The 14593-nt window shown below is 46.7% G+C and carries 18 protein-coding genes; 5 read left to right on the plus strand and 13 right to left on the minus strand.

The features are described from left to right. Positions 1-73: 73 nt before the first annotated feature. Positions 74-280, minus strand: a complete 207-nt coding sequence (locus tag BMZ28_RS02820) for a DUF1107 domain-containing protein (protein WP_047779790.1) — start codon at positions 278-280, stop codon at positions 74-76. Between the two features lie 249 nt (positions 281-529). Further along, complete coding sequence (gene cysQ / locus BMZ28_RS02825) at positions 530-1306, minus strand: 3'(2'),5'-bisphosphate nucleotidase CysQ (RefSeq protein WP_074820519.1); 777 nt, start codon at positions 1304-1306, stop codon at positions 530-532. 190 nt (positions 1307-1496) lie between these two features. On the opposite strand from cysQ, the gene ytfE reads away from it, so the two are divergent. Continuing rightward, positions 1497-2162 carry an iron-sulfur cluster repair protein YtfE gene (gene ytfE / locus BMZ28_RS02830; protein WP_074820521.1) on the plus strand — a complete coding sequence of 222 codons (666 nt, stop codon included), beginning with the start codon at positions 1497-1499 and terminating at the stop codon, positions 2160-2162. 78 nt (positions 2163-2240) lie between these two features. Here the strand turns inward: ytfE and bamJ are convergent, their stop codons facing one another. Both bamJ and BMZ28_RS02840 read right to left on the minus strand, forming a co-directional pair. Continuing rightward, entirely contained in the window at positions 2241-2861 is a 621-nt protein-coding gene (gene bamJ / locus BMZ28_RS02835; protein WP_047779788.1) for a BamJ family beta-barrel-assembly machinery protein, read from the minus strand. Between the two features lie 102 nt (positions 2862-2963). After that, positions 2964-4178 (minus strand): MFS transporter, encoded by a 1215-nt coding sequence (locus BMZ28_RS02840; protein WP_074820523.1) that lies wholly within the window; start codon positions 4176-4178, stop codon positions 2964-2966. A gap of 100 nt (positions 4179-4278) precedes the next feature. On the opposite strand from BMZ28_RS02840, the gene BMZ28_RS02845 reads away from it, so the two are divergent. Together BMZ28_RS02845 and BMZ28_RS17445 are read left to right on the plus strand one after the other, a co-directional pair. Next, positions 4279-5205 carry a LysR family transcriptional regulator gene (locus BMZ28_RS02845; RefSeq protein WP_074820525.1) on the plus strand — a complete coding sequence of 309 codons (927 nt, stop codon included), beginning with the start codon at positions 4279-4281 and terminating at the stop codon, positions 5203-5205. A gap of 138 nt (positions 5206-5343) precedes the next feature. Next, positions 5344-6048: a LysM-like peptidoglycan-binding domain-containing protein gene (locus tag BMZ28_RS17445; protein WP_074820527.1), complete on the plus strand. Its 705-nt coding sequence runs from the start codon at positions 5344-5346 to the stop codon at positions 6046-6048. Here the strand turns inward: BMZ28_RS17445 and BMZ28_RS02855 are convergent. The 6 genes from BMZ28_RS02855 to BMZ28_RS02880 form a co-directional block, all read right to left on the minus strand. Then, the gene (locus tag BMZ28_RS02855; RefSeq protein ID WP_074820529.1) at positions 6008-6397 is read right to left on the minus strand and encodes a DUF488 domain-containing protein; all 390 of its coding nucleotides are present in this window, start codon (positions 6395-6397) and stop codon (positions 6008-6010) included. The two genes, BMZ28_RS17445 and BMZ28_RS02855, sit on opposite strands and share 41 nt — an antisense overlap. 159 nt (positions 6398-6556) lie before the next feature. Continuing rightward, positions 6557-7009, minus strand: coding sequence for a 50S ribosomal protein L9 (rplI, locus tag BMZ28_RS02860; RefSeq protein ID WP_074820531.1), 453 nt, complete (start codon positions 7007-7009; stop codon positions 6557-6559). Between the two features lie 36 nt (positions 7010-7045). After that, complete coding sequence (gene rpsR / locus BMZ28_RS02865; protein ID WP_000135199.1) at positions 7046-7273, minus strand: 30S ribosomal protein S18; 228 nt, start codon at positions 7271-7273, stop codon at positions 7046-7048. 4 nt (positions 7274-7277) lie between these two features. After that, positions 7278-7595, minus strand: coding sequence for a primosomal replication protein N (gene priB, locus BMZ28_RS02870; RefSeq protein WP_047782450.1), 318 nt, complete (start codon positions 7593-7595; stop codon positions 7278-7280). 9 nt (positions 7596-7604) lie between these two features. After that, complete coding sequence (rpsF, locus tag BMZ28_RS02875) at positions 7605-8003, minus strand: 30S ribosomal protein S6 (RefSeq protein WP_047779782.1); 399 nt, start codon at positions 8001-8003, stop codon at positions 7605-7607. A gap of 265 nt (positions 8004-8268) precedes the next feature. Beyond that, a complete protein-coding gene (locus tag BMZ28_RS02880) occupies positions 8269-8814 on the minus strand; it encodes a YbaK/EbsC family protein (protein WP_074820533.1) in 546 nt (181 codons plus the stop codon). Between the two features lie 275 nt (positions 8815-9089). Here BMZ28_RS02880 and BMZ28_RS02885 point away from each other — a divergent pair, with 275 nt between their 5' ends. Beyond that, the gene (locus tag BMZ28_RS02885) at positions 9090-10046 is read left to right on the plus strand and encodes an AEC family transporter (protein ID WP_074820534.1); all 957 of its coding nucleotides are present in this window, start codon (positions 9090-9092) and stop codon (positions 10044-10046) included. A 76-nt stretch (positions 10047-10122) separates the two neighbouring features. Further along, complete coding sequence (locus BMZ28_RS02890; protein ID WP_047779779.1) at positions 10123-10800, plus strand: glutathione S-transferase family protein; 678 nt, start codon at positions 10123-10125, stop codon at positions 10798-10800. A 60-nt stretch (positions 10801-10860) separates the two neighbouring features. On the opposite strand, the gene rlmB is transcribed toward BMZ28_RS02890, so the two are convergent. From rlmB to nsrR, 3 genes are all read right to left on the minus strand, one after another. Further along, positions 10861-11595 carry a 23S rRNA (guanosine(2251)-2'-O)-methyltransferase RlmB gene (rlmB, locus tag BMZ28_RS02895; RefSeq protein WP_047779778.1) on the minus strand — a complete coding sequence of 245 codons (735 nt, stop codon included), beginning with the start codon at positions 11593-11595 and terminating at the stop codon, positions 10861-10863. Between the two features lie 78 nt (positions 11596-11673). Continuing rightward, complete coding sequence (gene rnr / locus BMZ28_RS02900) at positions 11674-14106, minus strand: ribonuclease R (protein WP_047779777.1); 2433 nt, start codon at positions 14104-14106, stop codon at positions 11674-11676. Further along, positions 14106-14567, minus strand: coding sequence for a nitric oxide-sensing transcriptional repressor NsrR (gene nsrR, locus BMZ28_RS02905; RefSeq protein WP_047779776.1), 462 nt, complete (start codon positions 14565-14567; stop codon positions 14106-14108). The genes rnr and nsrR overlap by 1 nt, the downstream gene beginning before the upstream one ends. Positions 14568-14593: the final 26 nt, after the last annotated feature.

Raw genomic sequence — 14593 nt, forward strand, 5'->3', positions numbered from 1 at the left:
AACGCTAAGCAACAAAATGGCCATCTTATTAGATGGCCACAGGTTCAATACTTCAATGATTAATTATTCACTTTTAAGCAAATTGTGCGCGTAACTCCTGAACTTCGCGGTTTACTTCTGACATTACATTAAAGTGAATCTTATCGCCTACCTTTGGAAGCAGAATTTTCCCCATGTCAAACTCGAAAGCACCAATACCTTTGATGTAAAGTCTGCCACGAAAGAGCGTCTTCACGTATAGCGCAATCCTTTGTGGATTGTAGCTAGGGAAGATTTTCATTTCACGTCCTCCATTCTTATTTCAGACTAACGCCACGATAGCCCGGCCACTCAAAAAGCGTCTTAGTGGCGCTAGCTATTACATACAGTTAACACTATTTTTGGGCTGTACACATAGCCTCTTTAATCTTATTTACATAACTTAATGAAATATTAGGAAAGCTATGTCTGCCACTAACTATAGGTTACAACCTTAAATTATTCGAATAAAAAACCTGTAAATTTTATCATGACAATATTTGTTGCTAATTTAGCTCATTTTATTCCTTGGGTTTGCCGAAACGTAGAATCCTGGATTAATAAACGATGGCGCAGGTGCATAACTAAGCGGAATATCCTGCCAATTATTCACCTGTAGCCCAGCAGCTAAAACAATTGCGTGTCCTGCTCCGGTGTCCCAAATACAGGTTGGCCCAAAACGCGGATAAATCTGGGCACGGCCTTCAGCAATCAAACAGAATTTAAGTGATGAACCTACCGCGGTCGTTTCATAATCGCCGAGGGAGGCTAAAAACTGTTCCAGTTGATGATCGCGATGTGACCGGCTACACACTACTTTTGGCGGGTAGCCGCCATGAGGAGCAATCGCCTGACGTTTCCCTGCAAACTGTTTCCAGACGCTACGACCTTCTGCCGCATAAAGCACATCCAATACCGGGGCATAAATCCCCCCCATGACCGGAATCCCCTGCTCAACCAAGGCAATATTGACCGTAAATTCACCATTACGATTCAGGAACTCTTTAGTACCATCCAGCGGATCAACCAACCAGTAACGCTGCCAATGACGCCTGATCTCCCATTCCTGAGGGGATTCTTCGGACAATATCGGAATATCCGGGGTGAGTGCAGATAGCCCTGAGACAATAATCTGATGGGCGGCCAAATCAGCCGCCGTTACCGGTGAGCTATCAGACTTGATATTAGCTTCTACCGGTTTATCTCCCTGATAAACCGCCATAATCGCCTCACCGGCCTGAAGAGATAGCTGGCAGATTGCCTCTAACGTTTCTGATACCTGCACCATAATTCACACCTGTTTCTGAGATAAAACACGAATAATTTAGATTAGCGGCTTTTACCATAATAACCAACCAATCAATAAACTAGCCTCCCTTTAAACGACCTTACGCCAAAGAATACCAGCAAAAATAGATTGAATTTATTAAACATGTATTTAAAATACATTTTATTAAATCAATTAAATAAGGTGCTTTATGGACTACTCAGCTCAATCTCTTGGCGCACTGGCTATTGCTATTCCCGGCGCTACTCGGTTATTCCGTCAATACGATCTCGATTTCTGTTGTGGTGGTAAACAAACCCTGACCCGAGCCGCCACCAGAAAGATGCTCAACATTGATGTATTAAATGAGCAACTGACACAACTTGCCGCCAAGCCTACTGATGACAAGAATTGGCTCACTGCCTCTTACTCAGAGATGATTCCCCATATTTTACAACGCTACCACCAACGCCATCGCGAACAGTTACCTGAACTGATTTTACTGGCGCAAAAAGTTGAACGGGTACATGGCAATAAACCCAGCTGTCCGCACGGACTGGCTGACAGATTAGATATCGTTTATCAGGATCTGGTTCAGCATATGATGAAAGAAGAACAAATTCTGTTCCCAATGATTCAGCAAGGAATGGGGGCTCAGGCTAGCGGTCCGGTCAGCGTCATGGAAAGAGAACATAATCAGGCCGGTGATGATGTAGAAATCATTAAGCAGCTCACCAATAACCTGACAGCACCTGAAGAGGCCTGTAACACCTGGCGAGCCCTTTATTCTTCCATTGATGAATTTATTACTGACCTGATGGACCACATCCATCTGGAAAATAATATTCTGTTCCCACGGGCTCTGCGCGGGGAATAAGACAAATGGCGTAAAAAAGCCGGGCTGTATTACCCGGCTGTTTTATTGATGAATCGCCTCATCAGAGAGCGGCAATCATTACAGAATGTCTAACAGCTCGACTTCAAAGACCAGCGTGCTAAATGGTGGGATAGAAGCACCCGCACCACGCTCGCCGTAAGCCAAGTTATGAGGAATGGTTAATTTCCATTTTGAACCTACTGGCATTAACGTCAACGCTTCAATCCAGCCAGGAATCACACCACTTACCGGGAATTCAGCCGGTTCGCCACGTTTAACTGAGCTATCAAATACCGTGCCGTCAATCAGACTACCGGTATAGTGAACACGTACGCGATCCTGACGAGCCGGGATAGAACCTTCTCCCTGAGTCAAGACTTCAAATTGTAATCCAGACTCGGTACTGTTCACTTCGCTACGTTTAGCATTCTCTTCCAAGTAGCGTACACCTTCCTCGGCCATTTTCTCCTGCTTTTCACGACGAACGTTATCAGCGCGTTCATGAATTTCACGCAGCGCACGGTGAACAACGTCAACCGGCACAGATGGATGATTACCATTCAGAGCATCAGTTAAACCGGCTAATAGCGCCTCAGGTACCAGGCCTTCCAGACCAGACTCTTGTAATTGCTGCCCAACCTGTAAGCCTATGCCATAGCTGGCCTGTGATTCTATGCTGTCAAAAGATGGCTGTGTCATCGTTTTTCCTTAGAAAATAAACTTGGAAAGATAAATTAAGGCCAAAGCATAGCACAGGTAATTCAACGGGAAAAAGGTCAACTGCAAAAAGCTGATGACCAGCTATATCGCAGAATCCATATATAGCACAGCTTCCTGCTCAATTTTTCGTTTAGTCAGGCACCAAATAACAATCCCTATCAGGCTTAATATTGCTCCAGCAATGCAGACGCCCAACCATTGCCCATATTGATACGCCACCGCAGAAATTAGTGAGCCCAGCGCACCACCAATAAAGTAACTGGTCATATAACCTGCGGTCAGACGGCTTCGAGCCTCCGGCATCATACGATAAATCATTGACTGATTAGTGACGTGTACACCTTGCACCGTCAGATCGAGCAACACGATGCCAATGACTAATGCCCAAATAGAGTACTGACCAAAAGCAATCGGCAACCATGAAACAAACAACAGCACTAACCCCAGCGTCGTTACCAAGCTGGATTTCCCTTTGTCTGTCAACTGACCCGCCCCACTGGCGGCTAAAGCACCGGCGGCACCAACTAAACCAAATAGACCAATTACCGCTTCAGAATAGTTATAGGGTGGGGAAGCCAGCAGAAAAGCCATGGATGTCCACAGCATACTAAAATTGGCAAATGACAGAGCGCCAAGAAAAGCGCGAGTACGTAAGGTGGTGTTACGGGAAAACAGCACGATAATAGAAATCAGCAATTGCGGGTAATTAAGGCCATTACTTTGTTTATAGCGCGGCAAAACTATCCACAGCACCAGCGCCATCACCACCATCAAGCCAGCCGCTACCCAATAAACGGTACGCCAGCCGCCCAAAGAAGCCAATAGTCCAGCCGCGGTTCTTGCCAACAAAATACCCAGCAGCAGGCCACTCATAATCATGCCGACGACTTTTCCACGTTTCGCGGGCTCAGCTAGAGTTGCTGCCAGAGGTAACAGAATCTGTGCCACCACAGAGAACAGTCCGGTGAGAGCAGTGCCAATAATCACGCCGATTACGGTAGAAGACATAGCGGTTATCAGCATACCGAGGGCGGAAAGTAACGTCATCAACACAATAAGCCGACGCCGTTCAAACAGATCGCCAAGGGGAACAATAAACATTAATCCGGCGGCATAGCCCAATTGGGCTGCGGTTACGATAAACCCGGCTTGACTGACGGATAACGAGAACGCTTTTGCTATCGTTTCCAATAAAGGCTGCGCGTAATAGTTACTGGCAACGGCTAAACCGGTAGCGATTGACATCACGACAATCAGCGCTGGCGTTAATACTTTATTCTCTGTACTTTGATTCATTATGGAGATTCTTAAAATGATGATACCGCGATTATCAGGTAGTTTTATCCATAGGCCTAATTTATAATTTTCATTTTATTCATCTCATAAAGAGATAGATATGAATTTAAAGCAGCTCACTTATGTTCTGGCGGTCGCTGAAGAGCAAAGCTTCACCCGCGCCGCCCAACGCTGTCATATTGTCCAGTCAGCTTTAAGTCATCAAATCGCTAAGTTGGAAGAGGAACTGGGCTGCGAATTATTTAACCGCACCTCTCGACAGGTCAAACTCACACCTGCCGGTCAGGCGATTATCGCTCCCACTCGAAAAGTACTGGATTCACTACAGCATCTGATTGATGAAGTGGCTGCCAGCAATAATCAAATTTCTGGCAAGTTAACTATCGGCACCATATCTACGCTTAATGCTATCGATCTGGCGGCTCTTCTGTATCAATTTCACCAACGCTACCCTCAGGTCAATATCCGACTATACGTTGGTATGAGTGAAAATTTGATGACGGATATTCAACAGCAGAAAACCGATATTGCCTTTACCGGCATTTGGCCCGGTGAAAAACGCATACTTTCATTGCCCCACCAGCAAATAGCAGATGAACCACTGGTTGCTCTACTGTCACCTAGCCATGCACTGGCAAAAATGAAACAGGTTACTCTACAGACGCTGGCCGGAGAATCTCTGGTTGACTACTGCGCTGGCTGTGGCGCACGTCAACAAACTGACCGTGCCTTTCAGGCCGCCGGGATTAAACGTCATGTCAGCTTCGAAATAGATCATATTGAGTGGCTGGAAAATCTGGTTCGTCAGGGATTGGCTATCGGTATCGTACCCATATCAACCGCTCAGCGCCTTCATTCACTGATATCTATTCCCATCAAGGAAGAGCCAAGGCGAAAAGTGCATTGCGTTTGGGGACCATCACCATCAAAAGCCGCCGAATGCTTTTTACAATTGATGCAAGAGGCCATTGCCGAGCAAAACACGGCTGCCAGCGATGACACCCCATCCAATGCGATGAATGAATAGAACAGGATATATTTATATTGTTTACATAACCTATGTTATTCGGTCTATTATGGGTAAAATTGTACTATCGCAAATCAGATGACAGATTGCTCAAATTAATCAGTGCAAACCTGACCGAGTTATAGATGGGGTACAGCAATGCAGGCAAACAAAGGCAGAGAGCGGCTGAATACCGGTAATAATCCGCTTAACACCGTATTATTAAAGATATGGCATCTGCCCGATAGCTTTAACTGGATGGAGCCATTACCTTATGCTCATCGACGAGGCGTGCTAATGGCAGCGCTGCTGATTCTCTGTGCTTTTCTTTGGCCAAATGAAAAAAATGGTGACATAGAAATCGGTCATAGCTCCACGCCCGTTGATTTATCAACCCCCAGTACCGCCCAGACCAGCTCTCCTCCTCAGGATAATGCAGAAATGGAGCGGGCCAATCGTATTTTGAATCAGCAACCAGAAACACCCGCCCCCATTGAGGAACCTGCTCCGCAAATAGCACAAACTCAAGCTACACCTCAGATAGCCCCCCAACCAGAACCATCGCCAATTGAGCAACCTGCTGCTCCCCAAGCCGATAATGAGCAATGGCAAGAGTTCACCATTCAAAAAGGCCATACGCTAACGCAGTTATTCAGAGATAATCATTTTATTGTAAGTGATGCATTTTTGCTGGCTCAGGTCGAAGGCTCAGGAAAACCGGTTAACGCATTAAGAATTGGGCAAAAAATCAGGGTGAAGCTCACCAGTGATAAACAGGTGACCGCATTAGAAGTGGAACTTTCGGCAAATAAATCGGCGCTATTTACTCGCCAGAGTAATGGACGCTTTCGTCGAGACCATTAAACTTTTCCAGTAAGAAATCACGCAATACTACGCCTTGGTTATGTTCAATGTTCTTACTACCAAACATTAGCGTAATATTTTTCCCCTGGCGCAATAATGCCAGTAACGGTAACCATGCGTTTCCCGCGTTCAATTCCGCATAGTAATCGCGGCGAAAATCATCCCAGCGAGTGGTATCAGCGTGAAATCGCTTACGCAAATCATTACTTGGCGCAACGTCTTTCAACCAAGTGACGTCGACTAACTTGGCTTTACTTATTCCTCGAGGCCAAAGTCGATCCGTTAGAAAGCTGTTTTCAGCCACTGGCGTGGTCATATCATAAACTCTGACTAATTGAATATTCGCCATAGCGACTCCGGTTAAGCAGTGAACATCATATTGTTTAACAATATATCCTATCCAAACCGATCCCCCGCTAATCCAGACAAGAAATCGATGAAGTCCAACCGACAAATAGCAAAACGCCGGCATAAGCCGGCGTTTTAAACATGGTAAGAAAACTAATAATTAGTCTTCAGCAACCACGATAACGTTCAGTTTAGCAAATACTTCGCTGTGAACCTGGAAGCTCACTTCGTACTCACCAACAGCGCGTAAAACGCCTTCTGGCAGACGAACTTCGCTCTTAGCCACTTCAACGCCTGCTGCAGTAACTGCATCAGAGATGTCGCGAGTACCGATAGAACCAAACAATTTACCTTCATCGCCTGCTTTAGAAGCGATAGTCACGTTGCCCAGACCAGTGATCTTAGCAGCACGAGCTTCAGCAGCAGCCAGAGTCTCAGCCAATTTAGCTTCTAACTCTGCACGACGAGCTTCGAAAAACTCAACGTTTTTCTTGGTTGCTGGAACCGCTTTACCTTGCGGTACCAAATAGTTACGAGCATAGCCCGATTTAACATTAACCTGATCACCTAAGCTGCCCAGGTTAGCTACTTTATCAAGTAGAATAACTTGCATTACCGTATCCTCTTTAAGTTCGTGGATCGTTGCCGATTACTGATGACGATCAGTATACGGTAACAAAGACAGGTAACGTGCGCGCTTAATAGCACGAGCCAGCTGACGCTGGTATTTAGCACGAGTACCGGTAATACGGCTCGGGACAATTTTCCCGCTCTCGGTGATATAGTTTTTCAGCGTTGCGATATCTTTATAGTCGATCTCTTGAACGCCTTCCGCTGTGAAACGGCAGAACTTGCGACGACGGAAATAACGTGCCATATGGCTAGTCTCCAGAATCTATCAATTCAATCTGCTCGGCATGTAACACTAATTTATTCAGCCCATTGCGGCCTTGATGGCTGCTAATAAAACCGGTTACTTTCAGGCTACTGCCGACCGTTATACTGTGAGTTAACGCTTGAGACTGCTGTCCACTAACAATCACGGGCATTCTGCACCATGCTTGTCGGTTAAAACCGGCTTCCTGCTGTTGTGAGCGGTGCTCTAGCACAAACTGACAATGCGGGACCCCAGATGGACTTACTTTTCGAATGGGGGTCTTGATAATGATACCAGACAATACCAAACGGTTTGCAGTCAACACAGACAATTACTCTTCAGAATCCTCAGCATCATCTGATTCATCCATTAGTTCTTCAGCAAAATCTTCGCGACGCTCGCGACGTTCATCTTTCGCTTTAACCATTGGAGAAGCTTCAGTGACGGCATGCTTAGTACGCATTACCATGCTACGGATAACGGCATCGTTGAAACGGAAGTTAGTTTCCAGTTCATCGATCGCTTCCTGCGGTGCTTCAACGTTCAGAAGAACGTAGTGAGCTTTATGCAGTTTGTTAATTGGGTAAGCCAGTTGACGACGACCCCAATCTTCTAAACGGTGAATTTCACCACCTGCAGCTTTGATCGCACCGGTGTAACGTTCGATCATGCCTGGAACTTGTTCGCTTTGGTCTGGATGGACCATAAAAACGATTTCGTAATGACGCATCAATTGCTCCTTACGGATTATTCAGCCTCCTGTCAGGGTCAGCCGTGGCCCATGGAAGCAAGGAACGTGTTAAGTGTACGGCTGAAAAAAATGACGCTGAATTGTACGTTTATGGCGTAGGAACTTCAAGGAGATTCAGTCTTTGTTTATCAATCAACGGAATCTCTTTGAATTAATGAGGGATTCAACTTGGTCAATAGCTTCTATTTCAAGCTCCGAGCCTAAATACCGGCAAGGAAGGTGTAACCAACGACGCCTTTATTCACTATTCAGTGATATTCGCCTCAGAAAATGCAATCAGCGATGGTTGAACAATCCGCTGGTAATCCTCAACGTTTAACAAAATAGAGCGTTCCAACGAACCGGCATTAAATACCATCTCTTCCTCTTGCTGGAACACCATCGGGTCAACCACTAATTGAAGATCAGCATGAAAGCTAAAGGGAGGAATCGCGCCAAAAATGCACTGGGTTAATTCCATCACCTCTTTCGGACTAGCCAATGAAGCCCGAGTGCCACCGACCTGTTGCGCCAACACCGACAAGTTGGCTTTACGGTGGGCAGGTAATACTGCCAACACATGTTGTTTAATACCGTTGCCTTTTACGTGGCAAACCAGCGCCTTGGCGCCCTGTTCGATATTGGTTCCTCTGGCCTTCGCCGCGTCTTCCGATCGTCCGGCGCTCGCATGTTCCATCACTCGGAATCGAGCATTCCCCTGTTCCAGCACGGAAACAAGTTGATTAAAAATAATTGATGACACAGTGTTCTCTCTTAATCGTAATCTAGTTAGCCATAGTCCGGCTATCATAATGAAGGGTATCCCTGATAAATCAAGGGATACCACCGCAATACTTAACCAACAACTCTTTCTATAAAAGTCGGTATGACAGGGTTATTTCGCGATTGAACAACCAAATGAAGCACTTATTTCTGAATCACCGTGGGCGTATTGACCTTTATCCGACGCAACGTATAGTCGTAAGAGAATTAATAGAATGATAAACACTCATCTTCTGCATATTGGTGATGCCCATGAAATAGCCAATATGATAACCCATTATTCTTTATATTAAGCGGGAACCCATGCAAAGCTTTCTTCTTCCCTTATGGCATCAGATTGTGCTCTCTGCACCTCTGTTTATTTTAGCCATCTTAGGGTATGGCTTAATCCGCTGGGCTAAATGGAATAAAAATGTCGCTGATGGTTTAACCAAATTTGTGTTCTCGGTCGCTCTCCCCGCCATGCTATTTCGCATGATGTGTAATTTCTCAAAACAGCCACCAGTCGATGCCCGCCTGTTAATCGCCTTTTTTGGCAGTTGCCTGATTGTATTCGTGATTGGCCGGATTTTGGCAGCAAAAGTATTAAAGCTTGATGGCACCTCCGGTTCGGTATTTGCCTTGGGCGGCATATTCTCGAATAACGTGATGCTGGGGATCCCGGTTGCCACGGTGGCCCTCGGTGAAGCCTCTCTACCTTCCGTGGCACTGGTTTTGGTGTTTAATGGCCTGATACTCTGGACTCTGGTCACCATCTCCGTGGAGTGGTCAAGAAACGGCTCTCTGTCAATTAAAGGCTTTACCCATACCGCACTAAACGTACTAAAAAACCCACTGATTATCGGCATTGTCTCAGGTACCTTATTTAGCCTGACCGGTTATGATTTACCCGGCTTTATCGATCAGCCCGTCAGTATGCTGGGGCAAATAGCCGCACCAATGTCATTAATTGCTCTGGGAATGGGGCTAGCTGAATACCGGATTCGCGACGACTGGCAGATAAGTTCGATGATCTGTACCTTAAAACTGATCGTACAGCCGCTCATTGTCTGGTTATTAGCCATCATTCTTGGACTGCCGCCGATGGAGACACAGGTGGTGGTACTACTGGGTTCGATGGCCGTTGGCGTTAACGTTTATCTTATGTCGCGCCAGTTTAACGTGATTGTGGGCCCTGCGGCGTCGAGTCTGGTGATTTCTACCGTACTCTCGGCTATCACCACCCCGCTGATTCTCACCCTGATTGGCGTGCGTGTTTAAAGGTCTAAATGGATTTTGTCCTACACTGAAATAGCAAACTACCGACTCACCGATAAACTATCAGGAGAAGCCCTTTATGTACCAGTTATATATTGCCAATAAAAATTACTCTTCATGGTCGCTTCGCCCCTGGATTTTACTCAGCCAGCTAGGTTTGCCTTTTGAGGAAATTATCGTTCCTTTTACCGACACCAACTGGGACAGCTTTCGCAGTTTCTCACCATCGGGAAAAGTACCTTGTCTGACCGACGGAGAGATTACCGTCTGGGATTCCCTCGCGATTGCCGAGTATCTGGCTGAAGATCACCCGGAAATTTGGCCTGAGTCACGAGAAGCCCGCACCTGGGCACGCTGCGCCAGTGCGGAGATGCATTCCGGTTTTAACGCTTTGCGCAATACCTGCCCAATGAACGTGGGGATACGCGTACGACCACATCAACATTCTGAGGCCCTGCTCAAAGACTTGGCTCGTTTGAGTGAATTGTGGGAGCAGGGTCTGAACCTGTTTGGCGGTCATTTCCTGGCGGGGAAAAAATTTACTGCGGTTGATGCATTCTTCGCGCCAGTAGCATTTCGTATTCAAAGTTACGATCTCCCGGTTTCCCCAGCGGCTAAGGCTTATACGGAAAGATTACTAAACCTGCAATCGATGATGGAATGGGAAGAGGAAGCCCTGAAAGAAGTTTGGCGTGAGGAAGAGCACGAACGAGAAACGCAGGAGGTCGGTATCATCCTTCAGGATCTGCGAGCTTAAAGACTAATAAATATCGGGCGGTTACGTTAACCGCCCGATGTATGCCAAAACAACGCAACCTTACTCGCCGCGCTGTCTGACGATCTCAAATAAACATACCCCGGTTGCTACCGACACGTTTAACGATGACACGCTTCCCGCCATCGGAATGCTAATCAGTTCATCACAGTGTTCACGGGTCAGGCGACGCATGCCTTCACCTTCAGCTCCCATCACTAAAGCTACCGGTCCGGTACACTTGGTTTGATACAGCGTATGATCTGCTTCACCGGCGGTTCCGACAATCCAAATATTCTGCTCTTGCAGATAACGCAGAGTGCGAGCCAGATTGGTAACGCGAATTAATGGGATGGTCTCCGCCGCCCCACTGGCGACCTTCTTCGCGGTAGCATTCAACTGAGCGGAACGGTCACGCGGAACAATCACCGCATGAACTCCGGCAGCATCAGCACTGCGCAAACAAGCCCCCAAGTTATGAGGGTCGGTCACGCCATCCAGCACCAGCAGGAAGGGTTTATCCAAACCCTCCAGCAAATCTGGCAAATCGTTTTCCTGATACTGTCGCCCTTCTTTCACTCTGGCGATAATGCCCTGATGCACCGCACCTTCAGCTTTATTATCCAACCATTGACGGTTAGCCACCTGAACAGAGATACCATGCTGTTCAATTTCCTGCACCAGCGGCAGTAAACGACGATCTTCACGACCTTTAAGAATAAATACTTCAATAAAGCGCTGTGGATCGCGCTCCAGTAATGACTTAACGGCGTGAATACCGTAAATAATTTCGCTCATAACATTAGTTCTTCTAAAATCTATTATAAAAAATCAGGGCGACACGCTAGGCCGCCCTGTCATCACATTTCGAGCGTATTAAAGCTCAGCGGCTTTTTTCGCCTTTTTGCTTTTTAATGCCGACGTTATCTTTTTGGTTTTGGCCGAAGGCTTTTTCGCCTTCGGTTTAGCCGCTTTAGCTGCCGGTTTACTGCTTCCTTTCTCTTCAGGCTTTGGCTTGCTTCTTCTCGGCTTTTTCACCTGCACCTTAGCATCGGCAGCATACCCATCGGCTTTCAATCTATCGCCTTTTTTGCCCCGATCTTTAGCGGTTTTACCTTCACCACGCGGACGGCGTTCACTGGACACCAACGCAAAGTCAATTTTACGTTCATCCAGATGAACCGCTTCAACCCGAATTTCAACTTTATCACCCAAACGGAAAGTCTGACCAGAGGACTCCCCGGTTAGCCGCTGCCCGACGTTATCAAAGCGATAGTAGTCGTTTTCCAGTGTGGAAACATGCACCAGACCATCAATATACAAATCATCTAAACGCACAAAGAAACCAAAGCCGGTGACGCTGGAAATGGTGCCGGTAAAGGCTTCTCCAACGTGATCCTGCATAAAGTCACACTTCAGCCAATCCGCAACGTCGCGAGTAGCTTCATCAGCCCGACGCTCAGTCATTGAACAGTGCTCACCCAGCTGTAACATTTCTTCGGTTGAATAGTGCCAGCCGCCGCTAGATGTTGAACCACCTTTTTTACCCGCCAGCAAAAACTTGATTGCCCGATGCAGAGAAAGGTCAGGATAGCGACGAATCGGTGAAGTAAAGTGAGCATAGGCATCTAATGCCAAACCAAAGTGACCGTGGTTTTCCGGGTCATATACCGCCTGCTTCATTGAGCGTAGCAGCATGGTTTGCAACATTTCACGATCCGGGCGATCCGCTACCGCATCCATCAACTTAGCGTAATCTTTCGGTGCCGGTTCTAATCCCCCCCCCAAGCTTAATCCCAGTTCAGCAAGAACACTGCGCAACGAGGCCAGGTTATCGCCTTTCGGACGATCGTGGATACGGAACAACGCAGGCTCTTCCGCTTTTTCCACAAATCGAGCCGCCGAAATATTCGCCAGAATCATACATTCTTCAATGATCTTATGAGCATCATTACGTACCAGCGATTCAATACGCTCAATGCGGCGCTCGGCATTAAAGATAAACTTCGGCTCATCGGTCTCAAAAGAGATGCCGCCACGTTGCTCACGAGATTTATCCAACGCGCCATATAAGGCGTGTAGCTCTTCAAGCATCGGCACCAATGGCTGATAGTGCTCGCGTAGCTCTGCATCCCCGTCCAGAATATGCGCAACTTTGGTGTAAGTCAGACGAGCATGGGAATTCATAACCGCTTCGTAGAATTCAAAAGACGTTAGTTTGCCGGTTTTAGACACCGTCATTTCGCAAACCATACACAAGCGATCGACCTGAGGATTCAACGAACACAGACCGTTGGATAACACCTCCGGTAGCATTGGAATAACCTGAGAAGGGAAATAAACCGAGTTACCCCGACTACGCGCTTCGGCATCCAGAGACGTTCCCGGACGGACATAGTAGCTAACGTCAGCAATGGCTACCCATAAACGCCAGCCGCCTCCGCTCTTCTTCTCACAACAAACTGCATCGTCAAAGTCGCGAGCATCTTCACCATCAATGGTGACCAAAGGTAAATCTCGCAGGTCTACACGACCCTTTTTCGCTTTTTCCGGCACTTCTTCTTTCAGACCGTTGACTTCATTCAGTACGGCATCAGGCCAAACATAAGGGATTTCATGAGTACGCAAGGCGATATCCACCGCCATTGACGTTCCCATATTATCGCCCAACACTTCGATGATTTTACCGATAGCCTTAGTACGACGGGTAGGACGCTGAGTTAACTCAACCACCACCACATACCCCATACGGGCACCCATAATACTTTCTGGTGGAATCAAAATATCAAAGTTCAGACGACTATCGTCCGGCACCACAAAGCCAATACCGGCATCGGTAAAGTAACGGCCAACAATATGGCTATTTTTAGGCACTAAAACTCGGACGATACGCGCCTCACGGCGACCTTTACGATCTTCTTCCATCGGTTGGGCTAAGACCACATCGCCATGAATCGCTAACTTCATCTGCTCAGGAGAAAGATATAAATCATCTTTTTTACCTTCAACCCGCAGGAATCCATAACCATCACGGTGCCCAATCACCGTACCTTTAACCATATCCAGGCGTTCAGGTAGGGCATAGCATTGACGGCGGGTAAACACCAACTGACCGTCACGCTCCATCGCTCTCAAACGGCGACGTAGCGCCTCTTGTTGTTCTTCGCTTTCCAGTTCCAGCGCGGTTACCAGCTCATCACGGCTAGCAGGAGTTTGTCGTTTAGACAATAAATCCAAAATATATTCACGGCTGGGAATGGGGTCCCCGTATTTTTCAGCCTCACGGGCCAAGAAAGGATCTTTTGACATTAGTTATCCTTATTTTTATTTGTCGATATCGCAGGATGCGCCATAAATAGCAGTTCCTGGAGATCACTGTTATCAACGATCATATCGGCAAGAGTGTAATTATCTAATTCTTTTAAAAAAACGTTAATTGCGCTATCCAGCACTAATTTTAGTCGACAAGCGGGAGTAATGTGACAAAATTCAGAATTACAGTTCACTAAAGCCAGCGGTTCAATAGCTCGAACAACATCACCAATTTTAATGTCTACCGCAGGCTTACCTAAGCGAATACCACCATTCTTACCGCGAACAGCATCCACAAAACCAATCCGGCTGAGTTGATTAATTATTTTCACCATATGATTACGGGAAACGCCATAAACGTTGGTGACTTCAGAGATGCTAGTCAGCTCACCCTTAGGCAGTGAGGCCATATAGATTAAAGCCCGTAGACCATAATCGGTAAAACTGGTTAATTGCACAAATACCCCTTTGCTAAAATCCTATT

This window comes from Pragia fontium DSM 5563 = ATCC 49100, assembly GCF_900112475.1.
Lineage (GTDB): Bacteria > Pseudomonadota > Gammaproteobacteria > Enterobacterales > Enterobacteriaceae > Pragia > Pragia fontium.

Coding starts and splice junctions, on each gene's coding strand:
- BMZ28_RS02845 (WP_074820525.1), top strand. CDS start 4,279: ATGAATTTAAAGCAGCTCACTTATGTTCTGGCGGTCGCTGAAGAGCAA.
- bamJ (WP_047779788.1), bottom strand. CDS start 2,861: ATGACACAGCCATCTTTTGACAGCATAGAATCACAGGCCAGCTATGGC.
- BMZ28_RS02855 (WP_074820529.1), bottom strand. CDS start 6,397: ATGGCGAATATTCAATTAGTCAGAGTTTATGATATGACCACGCCAGTG.
- rpsR (WP_000135199.1), bottom strand. CDS start 7,273: ATGGCACGTTATTTCCGTCGTCGCAAGTTCTGCCGTTTCACAGCGGAA.
- rlmB (WP_047779778.1), bottom strand. CDS start 11,595: ATGAGCGAAATTATTTACGGTATTCACGCCGTTAAGTCATTACTGGAG.
- rpsF (WP_047779782.1), bottom strand. CDS start 8,003: ATGCGTCATTACGAAATCGTTTTTATGGTCCATCCAGACCAAAGCGAA.
- BMZ28_RS02880 (WP_074820533.1), bottom strand. CDS start 8,814: ATGATAGCCGGACTATGGCTAACTAGATTACGATTAAGAGAGAACACT.
- BMZ28_RS02840 (WP_074820523.1), bottom strand. CDS start 4,178: ATGAATCAAAGTACAGAGAATAAAGTATTAACGCCAGCGCTGATTGTC.
- BMZ28_RS02885 (WP_074820534.1), top strand. CDS start 9,090: ATGCAAAGCTTTCTTCTTCCCTTATGGCATCAGATTGTGCTCTCTGCA.
- BMZ28_RS02890 (WP_047779779.1), top strand. CDS start 10,123: ATGTACCAGTTATATATTGCCAATAAAAATTACTCTTCATGGTCGCTT.
- BMZ28_RS02820 (WP_047779790.1), bottom strand. CDS start 280: ATGAAAATCTTCCCTAGCTACAATCCACAAAGGATTGCGCTATACGTG.
- ytfE (WP_074820521.1), top strand. CDS start 1,497: ATGGACTACTCAGCTCAATCTCTTGGCGCACTGGCTATTGCTATTCCC.
- BMZ28_RS17445 (WP_074820527.1), top strand. CDS start 5,344: ATGCAGGCAAACAAAGGCAGAGAGCGGCTGAATACCGGTAATAATCCG.
- rnr (WP_047779777.1), bottom strand. CDS start 14,106: ATGTCAAAAGATCCTTTCTTGGCCCGTGAGGCTGAAAAATACGGGGAC.
- rplI (WP_074820531.1), bottom strand. CDS start 7,009: ATGCAAGTTATTCTACTTGATAAAGTAGCTAACCTGGGCAGCTTAGGT.
- cysQ (WP_074820519.1), bottom strand. CDS start 1,306: ATGGTGCAGGTATCAGAAACGTTAGAGGCAATCTGCCAGCTATCTCTT.